The following is a 17,644-nucleotide window of genomic DNA, read 5'->3' on the forward strand; positions in this document are numbered from 1 at the left end:
GAATCATACAAAGATTATGTCAAGGTTATAATGTTGACCCCCGATCAAATCCGCATGGCGCGAGCTGCATTGAAATGGGGTGTTCGTGATTTAGCAAATCGCGCCAGCATTACGGCGGCGACCGTCACGCGGATTGAGGCTGGCCGCCCGGGGTATGCCGCGACATTGGAGGCGATCCGCATCGCGTTCGAAGCCGCTGGGTTAGAGTTCATCCCGGAAAATGGTGGCGGCGTCGGCGTGCGATTTTCCAAGCCAAAAGGATCTGACCTACCAGACGGTTGAGGCTTCCTCGGTTCTCACCTCCGAGATCAAGGCAACCTTGCTCGAGAGGACCTTGTACGCGCCTGGAGGCTTCCTATCTCAGTGGCCATCCTCGACATGGAGCCCCGGCGCTGAGCGAAACCCTGATGGCTTTGGAACCCCACAATCCGGATCTTTTTCGGTTATTCGCGTCCGGCTCGGCCTGGCGCATCCGACGTCTGTTTCGCAACCGATAGAGGTATCGGCGATTACATCGATGGCATCGCAGGCCTAAATCGTGTGCCTCACCCCTGAGCCAACGCGGCTATCCGGTCAAGCAATTGGCCGCGGGCGGCGATTTGATCGGCGGGAAGGCCCCGCTTTGGGTGGAGAATGCCGATGAACCACTCCGCGAGGGCTCTTCGATCGAGCCACAACACCTGCGATCAGCGCGATCGCCCCGGCGTTATACCTTTTCACTGAAAGGGTATAACCATGAAAACCAATGACCTGATGTACCAGACGATGCTTGCCGAGCTCGGTCAGAGATCGCTCGACGCCGCATGGACAGCCGACTTTCCACCTGAGGGCCACTTCACGCCCGTGACGGAAAGGCGCGCCGATACTGGTATTTCGACATCCCTGATGGGCGTGGCGGAAGGGCACGGCGATATGTTGGCCCCGCAGAGGACCCCGAGATTTCACAACGCGTCGCAGACTTTCAAGCTCAGAGGGATGATCTCCGCGCTCGGCGCCGCCTCGTTAGCACCCTCACGCGTGAAGGAGGGATGATCGCGCCCGACAAGATGTCAGGCGACGTCGTTGAGTGTTGGCGAACGGGGGCCTATTCCGATTGCGTGGCGTGCTGACCGGAACGGTGGCATTCCAATGCTACGCCGGTCTTCGTTGGCCACTAGTGCCGCGTAACCTCGGAGGTAACCTCATGTATCGGCCGATCGACCAGAGGTAATCTACAATCTCCAACCTGATTAAATCTCGGTCGCCGGCCTCCTGCTCGTCAATATCCCCGATGACGTAGCTCTCTTGTCCTACGGCGCAGATGTTGCACCCGGCCTCGATCACATCGTCGACGAATGCCGGGACTTCAGTGGCTTTCATCTGGCGGCGGTCATTCTCAGTCATGTAAGGTCGTCGGTGGGATCTGAGGGAGGCTATGACGTGACCCGCCGTGGCCGAAAGGAATCGTGGAGGCGAAAAAATTGAAGGCCTCGTCGTACGGAGACGGCGAGGCCAGAGGCGCTTATCGAAGAGACTTCACTGGGGACATTGTGAAGCTCTGTGCCTGCTCGATTGGGGAAACGGGTCAGGACGAAGGGAAAACGCCGACAGATGGGAATGGTTCCCGCATTCAGAAAAAATGGCCCCGAAAGGCGACTAAGGGGCCATGAGAGTGTCGTGCTTCTGCCGGGCCGGCAGGATGGAACACGCCAGCCCACCTATACAATCTCCGAGGTTGAAATTGGTTCCTTCCCAGCTTGATTTTCTCCTCGTAGACGTCGCGTCGTACCCCATGGCCGAGCCCTACGGCCCCCGATAGGTTGACGCTGGGAGTTATCAGAACAAAGTCCGGACACACCTCATAGTGCCCATATGCAAGTGGGGACAGCACCGCATAGAAAGAATTGGCCCCCTGGAGCATCGGGGGGCCAACTCCTCTCGCTCCGCATGGCAAGGAATACCTGGGAGCAGACTACAAACTGCAGCCTTTGGAAACGGTTCCGTAGCCTCCCCACAAGACACCTCGGAGGCGCTCTTCCGGTATCTGCCGATTGACCACAGATATCTGATAGTCTGCAGCTTCATCACGGTCGCCGTACCTCTACAATCCGTTCAAGTTCATCGAGCGCTGCATCCTCCTCGTCTATATCACCAGACGTAGCCCTCTCGGGTCTCGTCATAGCCTCTCCCTGGAAAAGGAATGGCCCCAGCGCACCGCCAGTCGCAGGGTCGGTTCGTTGGCAAGGGATAGCCCGCGCGGACAGGTTTGGAATTAAGAAGAAAAATAATCGCGGTTTCGGAACTGGACTTGGAAGATTTTCGTCGAATCGATGTTTGAAGCGCCAGAGTCAGGAGACCTTCCTGGGGCGCCGCACGCTCCCCGCTGTGAAAGTCGCCACGCGTCTGCTCGTTTTGCGAAATGAGCCTGGCCGGGGGCGTGGTTCGCGCCTGGACCGATTGTTGTCCGCTCATGCTCCGTAGAATTTCGCGAGATCGACCGAGGCGCGCGCTGCCAAAAGACCGCCACTCCGAAACGAGAATCCGAGCCTTGTGTCCGTGCGCAGCAAGATTATCTCCGCGGCCTGCAATCCGGAGAAAATTCATATCTATAAAATCTATGTGGTTTATGAAGTAATATTTCTATTGGCTTGCCAGGAGGATACCATGCCCAAAACCGAATCCAATCCCATTACGCTTGGAACCCGCGCGGCGGACTTCACGTTGCCCGATGCCGATGGCAACCTGTTCACGTTGGCCGAGTTCAAGGACAGCCCGGCGCTGCTCGTCGCCTTCATCTCCAACCGCTGCCCCTTCGTGGTGTTGATCCGCGAGGAACTGGCGAAATTTGCGCGCGACTATGCCACGCCGGGGCTTGCCGTCGTCGCGATCAACAGCAACGACGCCAAGGCGCATCCGGAAGAAACACTGGAGCGGATTGGTGTAGAGGCAAAGACTCACGGCTATGGATTCCCCTATCTGAAGGACGCGTCGCAAAGTGTCGCCAAGGCCTTTGGTGCGGCCTGCACTCCGGACTTCTTTCTCTATGACCGAGATCGCAAGCTTGCCTATCACGGCCAGTTCGACGAAGCCCGGCCCGGCAACGGCAAGGATGTGACGGGCGCGGATCTGCGCGCTGCGGTCGACGCGGTCCTGAAGGGCGAAGCTGTCGGCGCCGGCCAGGTGCCCTCGATCGGCTGCAACATCAAGTGGTCGGCTGGCAACGAACCGTCCTGGTTCTCCACCGCAGCCTGATCCGCAATCGTGAAACGGCCGGCCGTACAGCCGGCCAACGCTCCTTTTCTATACCGGGACATCATGGCATCGCGTCGCAACGAACAGCCCACCGAAGACGGGCGCCACATCGAAACGGACGTGCTGGTTGTCGGTGGGGGCCCAGCCGCCGCCTGGGCGGCGCTTTCCGCTGCCGAGACCGGCGCGCGCGTCGTCTTGGCTGACAAGGGCTATCACGGCACGAGCGGTGCCACGGCTCCGTCCAACACGGGAACGTGGTGTGTGCCGCCGGGAGAAGGGCGCGCAGCCTCGGTCGAGCAGCGTTTCAAGCGCAGTGCCGGCCTTGCCGATCGTCGCTGGATGTTGCGCGCGGCTGACCGCGCCTACGAAAACCTCCTGAAGCTCGTCGAATGGGGCTATCCCTTTCCGAGCGAAGAGGATGGCAACCTCTATATCGCCAACCTGCGCGGTCCTGACTACATGCGCTTCATGCGCCAGCGTGTGCACAAGGCCGGTGTCACGATCCTTGACCATCATCCTATCCTGGAACTGCTTGGCGACGATCATCATGTCGGCGGGGCAGCGGGGCTTTCTCGCCGCAATGGCGCAAGCTTCTCCGTATCGGCCGGTGCCGTCGTGCTTGCCACCGGCGGCTGCGCCTTCTTCGAACGCATCCTCGGTGGCACGGGGCTCACCGGTGATGGCTATCTCTTCGCCGCAGAGGCCGGCGCGTCCCTTTCCGGCATGGAATTCACCGGCAAATACACGCTCGCCCCGCACGGTTCCTCGCTGAACAAGGGTTTGCCTTTTCGCTGGGCGACCTTCTACCGAGAGAACGGCGAGGTGCTGCGCGACGCCCGCGGTGAGCCGGTGACGAACGGTATCGGCGGCGGCGAGCGGCAAGTGGCCGAGGCCCTGCTGTCCGGCCCGGTCTATGCCCGGCTCGATCTTGCCGAACCTGCGATGCAGGACTGGCTGCGTCGTGGCCAGCCGAACTGTTTTCAGCCTTACGACCGGATGGGGATCAATCCCTTCGAGCACCTGTTCCGGGTCGACCTCAAATACGAGGGCACCGTGCGCGGCACCGGCGGTATCCGCATCGTCTCGTCCGAGTGTGGCACCGGCATTACCGGGCTTTACGCCGCCGGCGACGCGGCGAGCCGCGAAAACGTGACGGGTGGGGTTTCCGGTGGCGGCGCCATCAATGCCTCCTGGGCGATTGCCAGCGGCTGGTGGGCCGGTCATGGCGCCGCCCGGCATGCGAGCAGCAGAAAGTCCCGTGATGCGGCGCGCTTGCGGCCGCTCGGCGCGACGGGTTTGCGCGGCGCCGGCGAACGTGAAGACGTCAATCTCGCGGCCGCCGCCCGCGCGGTGCACGAGGAGATCGTGCCGCTCGACAGGAGTTACTGTCGCAAGGCCAGCGCACTGGAGACAAGTCACCGCATTCTGGAAGGCGTGTGGGCCGGCCTCAACCAGGCAAAGCCCGCGGTCGGCATCGACCGACTTCGCGCACGAGAGGTGGCGTCGGTTACGGCGAGCGCCCGCTGGACGGTCGCGGCTGCGCTCTTGCGCACGGAAAGCCGGGGCGTGCACCGCCGGAGTGACTTTCCGACCGAAGACGACGGGCAGGCGAGCCGCATCATCGTCTCCGGGCTCGATCAGGTGAGCGCTGTGCGTGAAGACCTCGCTTTTGAGACGGTTCGGGAGGGCTGAGCGATGATCGAGGTTATCTCCGCCGACCGCTGCATCCGCTGCGATATCTGCGAACGGATCTGTCCCGCCTTCGTCTTCGATCGCGACGAAACGGGTCTGCCGATCATTGCCCGGCAAGACGACTGCCAAACCTGTTTTCTCTGCGAAATCTATTGTCCGACGGATGCGCTCTATGTCGCCGAGGCGGCGCACGGACCAACAGGCATCGCGGAGGCCGAGGTGCTGGAACGCGACCTTTTTGGCGCCTACGCCCGCTCGCTCGGGTGGGACCGCGGCCGCGCTGGCGGCGCGCAAGATGATCCGACCCGTCACATCCGCGTGGCGCAGGTTTGAAGGGAGTTCGACCATGGAACGCATAGCCGTCAGCGCGCTGCGCAAGACCTTTACGCTCAAACAGGGCCAGACCGTAACGGTGGACGGCGTCGCCTCGAGCCGCATTGCGGTGCTGGATGGCGTCGACCTGACCATCAAACGCGGCGAATTCATCACGCTGGTCGGGCCGTCCGGCAGCGGCAAGTCGGTGCTGCTCGATGTCATTGCCGGATTGACCGAAGCGACCTCGGGCGTCGCCCGCATCGACGGCATCGAGGTCTCCAAACCGCATGCCCGCACCGCCTATGTCTTCCAGCAATATGCGCTTTTTCCCTGGCGAACAGCGCTGCAGAACATCGAATATGCCCTGGAGGTGCGTGGTGTGCCGGCGGCGGAGCGTCGCGAGAAGGCACGTCATTTCCTGCATCTCTTCGGCCTCAAGGGCTTCGAAGACCGCTTCCCCTCGCAGCTTTCCGGCGGCATGCAGCAGCGCGTGGCAATCGCCCGGGCGCTCTCCACCGATCCGCAGGTGCTGCTGATGGACGAGCCCTTCGCGGCGCTTGACGCCCAGACGCGCGACATCCTGCAAAGCGAACTGTTGCGCATTTGGGAACAGATCAAGACGACCGTCGTCTTTGTCACCCATTCGATCGACGAGGCGATCTACCTCGCCGACCGCGTGGTCGTGATGACCGCGCGCCCGGCGAGCGTCAAGGAAATCGTCGAGATTGACCTGCCGCGCCCGCGCGACCTCGATATCCGCAACAGCGCGGCCTTCAATGCCTATCGGGGCCGCGTCTGGGAAAGCTTGCGTGACGAGGTCGTCAAGGCCCAGCGCGATTGGGCGCTCGCATCCAACTATACCAACTAAGGGAGGATCCGATGAGTCTGATCGCCGACCGCAACCTGCCGCTCCGCCGGACATTATCATCGCGCCGAAAGCGTGCCGCGGAGAAACCGCCGACGGTTCTCGGTGAAGCCTTCTCCACCATTACGCTGGGCCTGCCGGCGCTCGTCGCCTTCGCGCTTCTCTGGGAGATCGCGCCACGCGCCGGCTGGATCAACGCGCTGTTCTTCCCGCCACTCAGCCAGGTGCTCTCGGTCCTGTGGGAGATGATCGCCTCGGGTCAGCTTGCCGACCACATCGGCATCAGCCTGCAGCGCGCCGCGATGGGCTTTTCGCTTGCCGTTGTTGTCGCCGTACCGCTTGGTCTTTTGATGGGGCGCTATCCGCTCTTCGAAAAGGCCTCGGACTTTCTCGTCCAGACCCTGCGCAATACCTCGCAGTTCGCGCTGCTACCGGTCTTCATCCTTTTGCTCGGCATCGGCGAGGCGTCAAAGATCGCCATCACATTCTACGCGGCCGTCTTCTTCCTGCTGATCAACACCATCGTCGGTGTGAAGTCGGTCGATCCACTGCTGGTGAAGGCAGCGCGTTCCATGGGAACGTCCGACTGGGATCTTTTCAAGAAGGTCATTCTGCCCTCGGCCGTTCCCTCGATTGTCGCGGGCGCTCGGCTTGGTGTGAAGACCTCGCTCTTTTCGGTCATCGCCGCGGAGATGCTCGCGGCCCAATCCGGCATCGGCTACCTCATCCAGAATTCGTCGCTGATGCTGGAAACAGACCGGATGTATGCCGGCATCCTGACGCTGACGATCATCGGCCTCCTGCTGAACTACTTGCTCGTCGCTGGGGAACGACGCGCCACCCGCTGGCGCGGCGACGGCGAAAGCGGCCCGAACTGAGCCCCAGCCTCTCTTCCAACGAACACGCGATTTCGAAAGGATCCATCCATGACAGCCAATCCACTCCGCCGGACATTGTTGAAGCTCGCCTTGGCGCTATCGTTCCTGCCGGTGGCGGGTGGCGCGCCGACCTTTGCCGACGACGCGAAGCCCGAGGTCATCCGCATCGGCTCGACCGCGCCGGGCCACCTGAAATTCATCCTTTATCGCAACAAGAAACTGCTGGAAGACGAGTTCGCCAAGGACGGCATCAAGATCGAGCTGACGACATTCGATGGCGGTTCCGCTGCCACGGTTGCGCTCGGTTCGGGAGCGATCGACTTCACCTATATCGGCAACAACCCGTCGCTTCGTCTGGCGGCGACCGGGGCCGATGTGAAGCTCATCGGCCTTTCGAGCTGGAACCGTTCGAACGAGACGCAGATCGTCGTCAAGCCGGAGTCTGCGATCCAGAAGATTGAGGACCTGAAGGGCAAGAAGGTCGCCTATCTCTCAGGCACGGTGCGTCATTCGACCTTCGCCAAGGCCCTGCAGGCCGCAGGTCTTTCCCTCGCGGACGTGGAAAGCCTGAACCTCGGTATCGACAGTTCCGGCCCGGCGCTGGCCCGTGGTGACGTCGATGCCATCGTGGAAAGCACCGGCCCGGTGCAGACGCTTGTTGAAAAGGGCGGAGCGCGGGTGATCTTCGACGCCGGCGTGTCGGGCAGCCCCGATTGGGCGGTTCCACATCTCCTCAGCGTCAACGGTGAATTCGCCCGCAAGTATCCTCAAATCGTGACACGTCTGCTGGCTGTCGATATTGCGACTGCCCGCTGGGCCGACGCCAACCCGGAAGAGACGACTACGATCTTTGTCAAGGAGACAGGCAGCAGTGACAAGGCAGTCCGCGCCACCTACCCGGATGGAAAGTTCTTCCAGGACCCGGAAATCACGGATGCGGCAGTGAAAGCGCTTCAGGGGGAGGAGGCCTTCATGGCCGAGGCCGGGCTGCTGAAGGGCAAAGTCAACTATGAGACCTGGATTGACCGCTCCTTCTACGACGCAGCTCTAAAAAGAGTTGCTGCCAGCAATTGATCCTGTAGGTTCGGGCGGCGGCGCACCTGCGTCTCCGCCCTCTCTTCTTCTTGAATGATGTCCTCCATTTCCTCTTCTCCACTTCCGTTTCACCGCACCCGCATCGTCCCGGCCGTCGTGGCGGTGGCCTTTTTCATGCAGATGCTCGACAGCACGATCATCGCAACCTCGCTGCCGGCCATGTCCAAGGCCTTCGCGACGGATGTGGTGGCGCTCAACATTGGCTTCACCGCCTATCTTCTTGCGATGGCCGTGTTTATTCCGCCGGCCGGATGGCTCGCCGAGCGTTTTGGCGCGCGAGAGGTCTTTCTTGCCGCTATCGCGCTGTTCACGCTCGCCTCCGTTGCTTGCGGCTTCTCGGCGTCGCTTGGTCAATTCACCGTGGCTCGGCTCTTCCAAGGTGCGTCCGCAGCGCTGATGACGCCGGTTGGGCGTCAGCTCGTACTGCGCGATGCACCGAAGGCGGAATTGGTGCGGGCGATCGCCACCATCACCTGGCCGGCTCTGATTGCCCCCGTCATCGGGCCTCTGATCGGTGCCTGGATTACAACCCACGCCGGCTGGGAGTGGAACTTCTTCATCAATCTGCCTCTCGGCATATTCGGTGTCGTGCTCGTTGCCTTTTTCGTGCCGCGCGTGCCTGCGGAGGGAGCGCGGCCCTTTGATGTGACCGGCGTCTTGCTGACTGGAGGCGCGCTCGCACTCACCCTTGGCGGTCTGGAGCTTTCCAGTTCATCCTCGGGTGGGACCGCTTCACTTGGCCTTCTGGTGGCCGGTTTTTTCGCCGGCTTTTTTGCAGTCCGCCATCTGCGGCGCGCTGCGCATCCCCTGCTCGACATGACAGTGCTGAAGATCCCGACTTTCGCCTTCGCAACGCTTTCGGCGGGCACCGCCGGGCGGCTTGCCGTCAATGCGACGCCATTTCTGCTGCCGCTGCTCTTCCAGGTTGGTTTGGGTTTCAATGCGGTGGAGACGGGCTCGCTGGTCTTCGTCTACTTTCTCGGCAACCTTTTGATGAAGAGCGTCACCACACCGGCTCTGCGTCTTTTCGGCTTCCGCAGCCTTCTTGTCGTAAATGGCATGATCGCCGCCACGACGATCGGTGCCTTCGCATTCGTCGACGGAGAAACGCCGCGCATTGTCATGTGGGTGCTGCTGATTGCCTGCGGCCTTTCCCGCTCGATGCAGTTTACGGCGCTGACGACAATCGCCTTCGCCGATGTACCGCCTGCTCAGCGAAGCGCGGCGACGACGATTTCGGCGATGCTGCAGCAACTCTCCCAACTGCTTGGCATCGCCGTTGCCGCAGCCGTCATTCGCTTCGCATCCTATCTGGGCGGGGGAGGAGGCGATTATAATATGCTTCCGGATATTCGCGCCGCCTTCCTCTTTATCGCCGCCATAGGCTTCGTGTCGGCGCTTCGCTTTCTCGCACTGTCGTCCGACGCGGGTGCTGAGGTTTCCGGCCACCGTGGTCGCCCTGTCGTCGGTTAAGGCGGCGTAACAGAAATCGCGGTTCGCGCAGCCTTTGGAAACGGCCAGCGATCAGACATATGGCGTATTCCTCAAGAGAGCAGACAGATTTCGGTGCGACCTGCCGGCGGTAACGACCTTGGGCTTCGAAGACAGAGAAGAAGAGCCACTGGCGACTTTTGAGCGGAGATCGACAAAGAGCCGGGGAAAAGCCGGCAGGGGCGCCGGACGAAAACTTCCTTCCCATTTTCAAGGCTAGAAGTTTCGCCTGACCTCCCGGTCTGCGGTTCGTAAGCAGGGTACGGCACAAATCGGCGGCCGGCGCGAAGCGCCGGCTTTGGTTCGTCTGCGAGGGTAAGTTCGCCTTCGATGCGTTTCAGCCATCGTTTCGCTTCCGCCGGCTGACACCCAAATAGACGGTGCTCTTTCATCGGTGCGACACAGTCGACGAACTCGACTTTTTATTTCCGCCTCTGATCGCAACGGTCGGGCAGATATGCCCTGGGTCGGGAGGGCGGAACCATTCGCTCGTAGCCTCATTTTACCGAGGTATCATAGATGGAGCGGACCAACGGCACGCCCCAGATTGCGCCTGGTGTAGACCAGCCCCTCACTGCTGCGTCGCCTGTCTCGCGTCTCCACTGCGCATTGCGATCGCGTGTCGAGTTGCAGTCGATGGTGAACGGGATGGGAGATGGAATAGCAGCGACCGTTAAAGTCATGCGCTGGTTGGCAATTACGATGTTCTGTGCGTTCGGTGGAGCCTGCACCACGACATCTACGCCCGACATGACCAGCCTGAAGGCGCATTCTCCCGCCACGCTGCACCGTGTCTATGTCAAAATGCCAGATGCTTCCGGCAAAAGAACCTCGCAGCGTGCCGGCCATTATACTGTCGGCAAGCCTTACGTGGTCAAAGGCAAGCGTTACTATCCGAAGGAGGAACCGGGCTACGATCGAAGCGGCATTGCCTCCTGGTACGCTCGGGGGTTTCAAGGGCGGCGGACCGCAAATGGCGAGACTTACGATCCGGGCCGCCTCTCCGCCGCGCATCCGACACTTCCCTTGCCCAGCTACGTGCGGGTGACAAATCTCACAAACGGCTCGTCGGTCGTTGTGCGCGTCAATGATCGTGGCCCTTTCCACAAAGGACGTTTGATCGATATTTCCAGCAAGGCAGCAGAGATGCTGGATATGACGCGCCGCGGGACAGCGTCCGTCCGGGTACAATATGTGGGGCGCGCCGCTCTAAACGGAGATGACATGGCGTTTCTCATGGCGTCACAAAGGAAGCGCCAGGGTCCCCTTGGCGTCAATCGGCCAATCGGCGCGCAGGTCGCCGGCAAACCGCATACCAGCTACGGTGAGCGCAGCACCCTGTTCGTCGGCTCGAAATCTGCCGGTAACTTTCTGGCTGCCTCTGGTTTGCGGGGACGGGCGGCGTCGTATGTACTCTGGGCTTCCAAGGCACACCACTTGGCACCCCTCGGCAAGGCAAGTATTGCAAGGGAAACCGCGATTTCTGCCGAATGCTGTTTGAACAAGGAGCGGGTGGGCGAGAAATCTGTGTTGCAGGCGTTTCTCCCGGCAGCTTTCGATCGCAAAAGCCAACGGACTGGAATGACTGGCCGACGATCGCCAGCGAGGCGACGACGGGGAGACCCGGAAACCGGCCATATCCGGTGGTGTCACCGTTGCCAGAGCGCGTGGCGTGCGTGTCGAGGGTGAGCCGGAAGCTTCAGAGAAGTTAGCCGGACCAGAATTATGCGCTCAGTTTCCGTTTTGTGCGTTGGGATCGCCTGCAAAAAAGGAGGACCCGACGGCCTCGCGAGACGACATCATAATATTTCCCGGCCGCTGGCGCGGCCGGGAAAGTGAGGGAATGCAATCAAGCGAATTCCCGAAGCTGGGTATCCGAAGTTCAGGCTGACCTGACGTTTTCGGCCTTCGATTTTCCGGTCTTGCGGTCCTGGCCAAGTTCATAGCTGACCTTTTGACCGTCGCGCAGTGACGTTGCGCCCTCAAGCGCCGACACGTGGACAAAAACGTCCGGTCCGCCATTGTCAGGCGTGATGAAGCCAAAACCCTTGTCCTGGTTGAAAAACTTTACGGTACCGGTTGCCATAGTCATCCTCGTCAGCTGAGTGCTCTGCGTTTTGCCGGAGCACCATATCCAGCGCCTGCCTTAGCGGCAATCGTGCATGTTGGCAAAACTTAATTTGCTGAGCCGGACCTTCTTCCGTCATCGGGAAGGGCCGTTTAGGCCCTAAATCAAGGCGGCAATGGCGACGGCGCGACAGTCACGACGTTAAACGCGGCCGCGCGGCTGTCCGGCCATCGCGCTCTCGGCTTGAGCGTTCCTCAGATGGTATCACACGAAATCATCGAAGAGGGTCGCAGGATCAGACCTGGTGGCGGGAGATCACTAGGTTCGACGTTCACCTGCTCCAATCGCGCCAAGAGCAGGTCCACTGCGGCTCCTGCCACCTCACCAAGGTGCAGATCAACCGCGGTCAGTGGAGGGGTCGCGAGTTTGGCGCGCATGCCGTCATAGCGGGTCGCGATCCGAAGGTCGTGCGGGATCTGGCGACCGGTGGCGCGGGCCGCGTTGAGAACGCCTGTCGCAAAGGCGTCGACCGGCACGCAAAGGGCCGAGATGGAGGGATTGGCGCGCAGCAAGCTTTCAGCAGCGATTGCTGCCGCTTCCTCGCCCCCCTGTTCGTCGATGCGGATGGCGCGTGGCGTAAAGCCGCTTCCGGCCATGCGCTGCGCGTACACAGCCTCCATCTCGATATAGGAATTGCGCCTTTGTTCACCCGTTATCAAGCCGACCTGACCGTCGCCCGCAAGCAGGTGATCGAGCAGCAGATGCGCCGTTGTGGCGCTCTGCAAATCCACGAACGGAAGGTCGTCCCGGCCGGGGGCGCGCCCGATGCAGACGACCTCGGTCCCGCGGGACGAAAAGAAATCCAGCACCGGGTCGTCTCGTTCCGGCTCCACCACGATGGCGCCGTCCACCTCAAGCGCGTCGAGGCGGTCGCGGGGCCCGAGTGGAGGAACGAGGCAAAGGGAAATACCCCTGGCAAAAGCCGTCACGGCGGCGGCAGCAGCAATTTCCATGAGGAAGCCCAGTCTCGACGGTCCGGCGGCCACCGCAAAGGGCATCGATGAAACCAGTGCGATAGATCCGGCTCTGCCGGTGCGCAAACGCTGCGCACGGTGATTGGGACGATAGCCCATTTCCTGCGCCAGCGTTTCGATGCGCTTGCGCGTTTCCTGCTCGACGTAACGTCGGCCGCTGAACGCGTGCGAAACAGTCGTGACCGAGACTCCAGCCGCCTTGGCAAGGTCGGCGATAGTAGGTTTTCCCATCAGCCCTCCGATGACCGTCTTCTATCACGCCGATCGCGCCGAAGCAAAACGATTTGCAAAGGCGCGATTGTGTGTTAGTGGATGCGCATGCAAAACGATTTGCATAGCGGCTTGAGGAGGCCGGGAGGAGGAAAACATGCAGAGTGAATTGAATGGAGTGGTCGAACTGGTCGATGCGGGGCTGCCGCTTCGCAGCCTGTTCCTGTTTGGCCTTCAACACGTGCTGGTGATGGCCGCGTCTCCCATCACCGCCGTCTTTCTTGTCAGCAAGGCCCTTGGGTTTTCGGACGCGGTGACAGTCTCGCTCATCAGCGCAACCTTTTTCGTCTGTGGCCTGGGCTCGATGCTCCAGAGTTTCGGGCCAAAGGGGTTTGGTGCACGCCTGCCCTTCGTGATGGTGCCGGGAGGCGCGCCAATTGCCATCTTTCTGGCGATCGCCCAGCAGACGGACATCCAGACAGCCGTCGGTGCCGTCATCGTAACGGCTCTCTTTTACTTTTTGGCGCTGCCGGTCTTCCGCAGGCTGCTGCGTTACTTTCCGCCGATCGTCGTTGGAACGATGCTGTTGCTGGTCTCCGTCAATCTTGTGCGCATCTATGGCGTGACCATCACCGGAAAGCCTGGCAGCGAGGGCTTCGCAGCGCCCGTGGAGGTCGGACTGGCACTGATCACCATCATCCTTACAGTCGCTGCCGCGCGGGTCTTTTCCGGAACGCTCCAGCGGCTCGCCGTCATGCTCGGACTGGTCGGCGGTGCGCTCGTCGCGCTCGCCATCGGCCACATGGATCTGTCGGGTGTGTTCACCGGGCCGGTCATCGCCGTTCCGCAATTATTTCCCTTCGGCATGCCGAAGTTCGACCTCGTCGCAGCCATCCCGCTGATCGTGTTCTCGATCATTTCCATGGCGGAGGCGACCGGTCAGACGATCGCGACGGCTGAAATCGTCGGCCGCCGGGGAGATGCCCATGCAATCGTGCCTTCGACCATCCGCGGCGATGCACTGATGTCGCTCGTCGGTGGCCTGTTCGGCACATCGCTGATCATCACCAGCGGCGAGAACGTCGGTATCGTGCGCGCGACCGGCGTCAAGTCTCGCTATGTGACCGCGATGGCGGGCGCCATCCTCGTTCTCATCGCGCTCTTCGCCCCGGTTGGCCGGATGGCCACGGCCTTGCCTGAGGCCGTCGTCGGCGGCACGGCAGTCATCGTCTTTTCGATTATTGGCGTCATCGGGATCGACCTCCTGCGTCGCGTCGATCTGCGCGAACATGGCCCCATGTTCACCCTCGCGGCCGCCCTCTCGATGGGTCTGCTGCCGATCCTGGTGCCCGGTGTCTACAGCCAGTTCCCGCAATGGACGCAGATGATCCTCGGCAACGGACTTGCCGCAGGCACGATCACCGCCGTCGTCGTCAACGCCATCTTTTCACATTGGGGCCAAGCCGGACGATCCGAAATTGCGGCGGCGCCCCTGCAATCCACCCAAGGAGCAAGCGAGTGAGCGCAATCCGCCAACAACTATCGACCGCCGGCGACCTCATGCTGCGCCCAGGACAAGTTCTTCTGCCGGATGGCCCGCGCACCGGAAAAGCCATCGTCGTGCGCGATGGCGTCTTTCAGCGGATCGATACCGTGGAAGCGATCGCCCGGGACTTCCCCGAGATTGTTCCGATCGACCTGCCCAACCATCTCCTGATGCCCGGTTTCGTCGATACCCATACGCACCTGACCCAGTCGCTCGGCAAGGCCCTCGTCTTTGGAGAACCGTCGGAAATCTTCCGGCGGATCTGGGTGCCGCTGGAAGGCAGTCTCAACGAGCGCATGGTCTATCTCTCGGCAAAGCTTGCCGCATTGGAAGCGCTGCGTGGGGGGTTCACGACCGCCGTCGATGCCGGCACCCGCTCAAAGGGTCATGTCGGCGCTCTGGTGCGGGCTGCAGGGGAGGTGGGGCTTCGCAGCGTCGTCGGCTTTATCTGCAACGATCTTTCGGGAAGTGCGCAGATCGCCGAACCCGGCATCATCCTGCGCCAGGCGGAAGAGCACGTCTCCACCTACAGGCAGGACCCGCTGATCCATCCCTCGCTGGCGATTTCGATCCCGGAGGCCGCAACTGACGGGATGCTCAAAGCGGTTTCCGAATTGGCAGCCGCGTCCGGGGTGGTGTTCCAGACCCATGTCAACGAACACCTTGTTGCCGTCGAACGCTCGTTGGCAGCGAAAGGATTGCGACCGATCGAGCACCTGGCGCATCTGGGCGTTCTTGGGCCTCAGGTCCTCCTCGCGCACTCGACGCTCGTCACGCCGCATGAACTCAATCTTTTGCGCGAGACAGGCACGGCTGTCGCTTACAATCCCGTCGCCACCCTGTGGAAGGGGAATGCCGTCGCACCAGCCCTGCAAATGGCAGCGCTCGGCATGCGGTTCGGGCTCGGAACGGACGGAACCCGCGCCGACGCGTTCCGTCTGATGGACGCAGCCGAGGGCCTCCAGCGCGCGGGGTTTGGTCTCGCAACGGGGGATTCTTCCTGCGGCGGCGGCTGGCTGTGGCTCGACCGGGCAACATCCGGCGCCGCAGACGCTGCAGGCCTGTCTCATGTGACCGGCTCGATCACCGAAGGTCTTGCCGCCGATTTCCTGCTCGTCGACCTCGATCGACCCGAGTTCACGCCCTCGCACGATCTGACGTGGGAGCTTGTCCGCTACGGCAATCGCGATCAGATCGACGCGGTCTTTGCCAGCGGCCAGCTTCGGCTTTGGCAAGGCTGGCCGATTGATTGGGACGCCCGGGCACTGCTCGAAGAGGTGAGAGGCGAAACAGCGACCGCCATTGCCGAAGCGCCGATCCAGCGCATTCATCCGCTCTCCGAAGCACATCGCCGCCTTGGACAATACCGATGAGTTTTGGTCTTCTTGCCGTTCTGGCTGCCGTGACATTCGTTTCGGCCTTCATTCAAGGGGCGCTCGGCATTGGCTTCGCCCTGATCGTCGCGCCGATCGTCGGTATGCTGAAGCCCGATCTTCTGCCGGTGACCCTGCTTTTGCTGATGCTGCCGCTCAATCTACATGTGGCGGCGCGAGAGCGTGCCCATGTCGACTGGTCAGGCGCGACCTGGATCACGATCGGACGCTTCGCGGGAACGTTTGCTGGCCTTTGGCTGCTGGCAGCGCTTTCCATCGAACAACTGGATCTTGCCGTCGGTGTGTTCACGGTGGTCGCAGCCGTCACCGCGCTCATAGCCCCGCCGTTCACGCCGAACAGCCCGAGTGCGCTCGGGGTCGGATTGTTTACGGGCGTCACCGAAACTGCCACGGGTATCGGCGGCCCGCCGCTTGCGCTGCTCTACCAGCATGCCAAGGCGCCGGTGCTAAGGGCAACGGTGGCCCTTTGCTTCTTCGTCGGCGAGGTCATGTCCCTCGTCGTGCTGGCCATATCCGGGCGCGTTGGGTCAGAGCAACTGCTCGTCGCCCTCTACCTGACGCCGGCGGTTCTGCTCGGAAGCGCGGTCTCAAAGCACGTGCATGGCCGCATCGGCGGCCGCGGTCTTCGGATCGCCGTTCTGGGCTTTGCCATCGTCAGCGGATTGTTCCTTATCGTCCGGTAAACGAGGCTCTCTCGTTAACCGGCCGTCGGCAGACCACCGGAGCTAGAAACGTCCATAGGCGCCGCCGGCGCCGCTGATGGCCGTGAGGAAACTGGCAAGTCCGGAGGCGAAGGCCTCGTTGCGCGTCACGTCCGCTTCGTTGCTTGCGGATAGAGCTCTCGTGCTCCTTGCGACGCGCGCCAAGGGTGCGACCGACGCGGCGATTGCTTCGGCGTTGATCGCTCTCTCCTCCAATTGCCGGAGGCGCTGTTGCAAGGCGATACGCTCATCGGCGGCCGCCTTCAGACGCGTCTCCTGCCGGGCGGTTCGTTCGCGTTCCTGTTCGAGTTCCCTTTCCAGCTCTGTCAGCCGTGCGATGTCGAGCCGACTTGCGCTGCCGACAAGGTGCGACAGCATATGCACTTCTCCGAAGATCTCGCGCATTAGTGCTGGCGATGTTCCCGGATGGCTCATCAGTGCCCAATACGGGCCGGCGATGTCGCCGCGCTCGAAGGAATTGCGCCAGATGTTTCGGAGTTCGTCTTGATCGGCCTGCCGGGGAATGCGCTTGATGCTGCTCTCGTGGCGCTTGTCGAGCGCCTTGTTGAGCAACTTTGCCGCCTGATTCCGTTGACCAGCAAGCCACACGCCTCGACCGTGCAGGGTATGGTCCGTCGCAGTGCGCACATCGTCTTGTCCGGTCCTGATCAGGACCTGGCGCAATTCTCCCGCCGTCAGGCAGGTGCCGATGATCGAGCAATGAAATGTCGAGGCAATGTCCCAGGTCCGCAAGCGATGGGCACTGATCTTGGGTGTGTGGCCATCCGGGGATGCAGCGAAGGACAAGGCTGCGGCAGGTAGGGGGACACCGTGGGATTTGAGACGGCGCAACGTGGGCATGGGCGTTCTGGAGCTAGGGCAGTTGCTGGCACTTCGCGACGCGGCCGTCCGCATTGCACATCCGCGAACGGGCCTTTCATCACAGGTAAAACGCTGAGGGAAAACGCGCGCCCGAACGGGAACCACAGAATTCCCGCGCAGTTTTCGTCATTGCGTCGTTCAGCGAACAAACGTGCATGTCTGAAACGGAGCGCTGCCAAGGGGTTTCCCGCGCAGCAATTGGTGTGAGTTCAAGCCTTTGCGCGTAGGAGAAAAGTGCCCGG

At 61.7% G+C, this 17,644-nt stretch carries 16 protein-coding genes and 1 pseudogene; 13 read left to right on the top strand and 4 right to left on the bottom strand.

Translation table 11 applies throughout. The annotated features are described in order from the left end of the window. Window positions 1-54: 54 nt before the first annotated feature. On the top strand, window positions 55-282 hold the full coding sequence (locus AC3WVQ_RS30290; RefSeq protein ID WP_082936641.1) for a helix-turn-helix domain-containing protein: 228 nt from the start codon (window positions 55-57) through the stop codon (window positions 280-282). Between the two features lie 453 nt (window positions 283-735). Next, window positions 736-1,144: pseudogene (locus AC3WVQ_RS30295) on the top strand (GSU2403 family nucleotidyltransferase fold protein); the annotation flags it as partial. Here the strand turns inward: AC3WVQ_RS30295 and AC3WVQ_RS30300 are convergent. Beyond that, window positions 1,132-1,383: a Y4lK-related protein gene (locus tag AC3WVQ_RS30300; protein ID WP_063979521.1), complete on the bottom strand. Its 252-nt coding sequence runs from the start codon at window positions 1,381-1,383 to the stop codon at window positions 1,132-1,134. The pseudogene AC3WVQ_RS30295 and the gene AC3WVQ_RS30300 sit on opposite strands and share 13 nt — an antisense overlap. A gap of 1,260 nt (window positions 1,384-2,643) precedes the next feature. Between AC3WVQ_RS30300 and AC3WVQ_RS30305 the strand changes: the two genes are divergently transcribed. The 8 genes from AC3WVQ_RS30305 to AC3WVQ_RS30340 all read left to right on the top strand — a co-directional run bounded on the left by AC3WVQ_RS30305 (window position 2,644) and on the right by AC3WVQ_RS30340 (window position 11,256). Further along, window positions 2,644-3,231 (top strand): thioredoxin family protein, encoded by a 588-nt coding sequence (locus AC3WVQ_RS30305; protein WP_492383398.1) that lies wholly within the window; start codon window positions 2,644-2,646, stop codon window positions 3,229-3,231. Between the two features lie 63 nt (window positions 3,232-3,294). After that, the gene (locus tag AC3WVQ_RS30310; RefSeq protein ID WP_492383399.1) at window positions 3,295-4,923 is read left to right on the top strand and encodes an FAD-binding protein; all 1,629 of its coding nucleotides are present in this window, start codon (window positions 3,295-3,297) and stop codon (window positions 4,921-4,923) included. Window positions 4,924-4,926: 3 nt separating this feature from the next. Beyond that, entirely contained in the window at window positions 4,927-5,256 is a 330-nt protein-coding gene (locus AC3WVQ_RS30315; protein WP_492383400.1) for a 4Fe-4S binding protein, read from the top strand. Between the two features lie 13 nt (window positions 5,257-5,269). After that, window positions 5,270-6,106 (top strand): ABC transporter ATP-binding protein, encoded by an 837-nt coding sequence (locus AC3WVQ_RS30320; protein ID WP_060604870.1) that lies wholly within the window; start codon window positions 5,270-5,272, stop codon window positions 6,104-6,106. Window positions 6,107-6,117: 11 nt separating this feature from the next. After that, entirely contained in the window at window positions 6,118-6,981 is an 864-nt protein-coding gene (locus AC3WVQ_RS30325; RefSeq protein WP_492383401.1) for an ABC transporter permease, read from the top strand. 48 nt (window positions 6,982-7,029) lie between these two features. Further along, window positions 7,030-8,055, top strand: a complete 1,026-nt coding sequence (locus AC3WVQ_RS30330) for an aliphatic sulfonate ABC transporter substrate-binding protein (protein ID WP_492383402.1) — start codon at window positions 7,030-7,032, stop codon at window positions 8,053-8,055. Window positions 8,056-8,109: 54 nt separating this feature from the next. Further along, on the top strand, window positions 8,110-9,549 hold the full coding sequence (locus AC3WVQ_RS30335; RefSeq protein ID WP_492383403.1) for an MFS transporter: 1,440 nt from the start codon (window positions 8,110-8,112) through the stop codon (window positions 9,547-9,549). A 537-nt stretch (window positions 9,550-10,086) separates the two neighbouring features. Next, window positions 10,087-11,256 (top strand): septal ring lytic transglycosylase RlpA family protein, encoded by a 1,170-nt coding sequence (locus tag AC3WVQ_RS30340; protein ID WP_492383404.1) that lies wholly within the window; start codon window positions 10,087-10,089, stop codon window positions 11,254-11,256. Window positions 11,257-11,449: 193 nt separating this feature from the next. Here AC3WVQ_RS30340 and AC3WVQ_RS30345 read toward each other — a convergent pair whose 3' ends face one another. Both AC3WVQ_RS30345 and AC3WVQ_RS30350 read right to left on the bottom strand, forming a co-directional pair. Further along, window positions 11,450-11,653 carry a cold-shock protein gene (locus tag AC3WVQ_RS30345; RefSeq protein ID WP_034791723.1) on the bottom strand — a complete coding sequence of 68 codons (204 nt, stop codon included), beginning with the start codon at window positions 11,651-11,653 and terminating at the stop codon, window positions 11,450-11,452. Window positions 11,654-11,889: 236 nt separating this feature from the next. After that, complete coding sequence (locus AC3WVQ_RS30350; RefSeq protein WP_492383405.1) at window positions 11,890-12,900, bottom strand: substrate-binding domain-containing protein; 1,011 nt, start codon at window positions 12,898-12,900, stop codon at window positions 11,890-11,892. A 136-nt stretch (window positions 12,901-13,036) separates the two neighbouring features. Here AC3WVQ_RS30350 and AC3WVQ_RS30355 point away from each other — a divergent pair, with 136 nt between their 5' ends. The 3 genes from AC3WVQ_RS30355 to AC3WVQ_RS30365 are packed head-to-tail and all read left to right on the top strand — an operon-like array spanning window position 13,037 to window position 16,502. Continuing rightward, window positions 13,037-14,401 carry a uracil-xanthine permease family protein gene (locus AC3WVQ_RS30355; protein ID WP_492383406.1) on the top strand — a complete coding sequence of 455 codons (1,365 nt, stop codon included), beginning with the start codon at window positions 13,037-13,039 and terminating at the stop codon, window positions 14,399-14,401. Then, complete coding sequence (locus AC3WVQ_RS30360) at window positions 14,398-15,798, top strand: amidohydrolase (protein ID WP_492383407.1); 1,401 nt, start codon at window positions 14,398-14,400, stop codon at window positions 15,796-15,798. The genes AC3WVQ_RS30355 and AC3WVQ_RS30360 overlap by 4 nt, the downstream gene beginning before the upstream one ends. Then, entirely contained in the window at window positions 15,795-16,502 is a 708-nt protein-coding gene (locus tag AC3WVQ_RS30365; RefSeq protein WP_492383408.1) for a sulfite exporter TauE/SafE family protein, read from the top strand. Before AC3WVQ_RS30360 ends, AC3WVQ_RS30365 begins: the two co-directional genes overlap by 4 nt. Before the next feature lie 42 nt (window positions 16,503-16,544). On the opposite strand, the gene AC3WVQ_RS30370 is transcribed toward AC3WVQ_RS30365, so the two are convergent. After that, a complete protein-coding gene (locus tag AC3WVQ_RS30370) occupies window positions 16,545-17,381 on the bottom strand; it encodes a hypothetical protein (RefSeq protein WP_492383409.1) in 837 nt (278 codons plus the stop codon). Window positions 17,382-17,644: the final 263 nt, after the last annotated feature.

This window comes from Ensifer sp. EB106-05-01-XG146 (assembly GCF_058791875.1).

What these genes read in the sequence shown, in the direction of transcription:
- AC3WVQ_RS30290 (WP_082936641.1), top strand. Translation starts at nt 55, where the DNA reads ATGGCGCGAGCTGCATTGAAATGGGGTGTTCGTGATTTAGCAAATCGC.
- AC3WVQ_RS30300 (WP_063979521.1), bottom strand. Translation starts at nt 1,383, where the DNA reads ATGACTGAGAATGACCGCCGCCAGATGAAAGCCACTGAAGTCCCGGCA.
- AC3WVQ_RS30305 (WP_492383398.1), top strand. Translation starts at nt 2,644, where the DNA reads ATGCCCAAAACCGAATCCAATCCCATTACGCTTGGAACCCGCGCGGCG.
- AC3WVQ_RS30310 (WP_492383399.1), top strand. Translation starts at nt 3,295, where the DNA reads ATGGCATCGCGTCGCAACGAACAGCCCACCGAAGACGGGCGCCACATC.
- AC3WVQ_RS30315 (WP_492383400.1), top strand. Translation starts at nt 4,927, where the DNA reads ATGATCGAGGTTATCTCCGCCGACCGCTGCATCCGCTGCGATATCTGC.
- AC3WVQ_RS30320 (WP_060604870.1), top strand. Translation starts at nt 5,270, where the DNA reads ATGGAACGCATAGCCGTCAGCGCGCTGCGCAAGACCTTTACGCTCAAA.
- AC3WVQ_RS30325 (WP_492383401.1), top strand. Translation starts at nt 6,118, where the DNA reads ATGAGTCTGATCGCCGACCGCAACCTGCCGCTCCGCCGGACATTATCA.
- AC3WVQ_RS30330 (WP_492383402.1), top strand. Translation starts at nt 7,030, where the DNA reads ATGACAGCCAATCCACTCCGCCGGACATTGTTGAAGCTCGCCTTGGCG.
- AC3WVQ_RS30335 (WP_492383403.1), top strand. Translation starts at nt 8,110, where the DNA reads ATGATGTCCTCCATTTCCTCTTCTCCACTTCCGTTTCACCGCACCCGC.
- AC3WVQ_RS30340 (WP_492383404.1), top strand. Translation starts at nt 10,087, where the DNA reads ATGGAGCGGACCAACGGCACGCCCCAGATTGCGCCTGGTGTAGACCAG.
- AC3WVQ_RS30345 (WP_034791723.1), bottom strand. Translation starts at nt 11,653, where the DNA reads ATGGCAACCGGTACCGTAAAGTTTTTCAACCAGGACAAGGGTTTTGGC.
- AC3WVQ_RS30350 (WP_492383405.1), bottom strand. Translation starts at nt 12,900, where the DNA reads ATGGGAAAACCTACTATCGCCGACCTTGCCAAGGCGGCTGGAGTCTCG.
- AC3WVQ_RS30355 (WP_492383406.1), top strand. Translation starts at nt 13,037, where the DNA reads ATGCAGAGTGAATTGAATGGAGTGGTCGAACTGGTCGATGCGGGGCTG.
- AC3WVQ_RS30365 (WP_492383408.1), top strand. Translation starts at nt 15,795, where the DNA reads ATGAGTTTTGGTCTTCTTGCCGTTCTGGCTGCCGTGACATTCGTTTCG.
- AC3WVQ_RS30370 (WP_492383409.1), bottom strand. Translation starts at nt 17,381, where the DNA reads ATGCCCACGTTGCGCCGTCTCAAATCCCACGGTGTCCCCCTACCTGCC.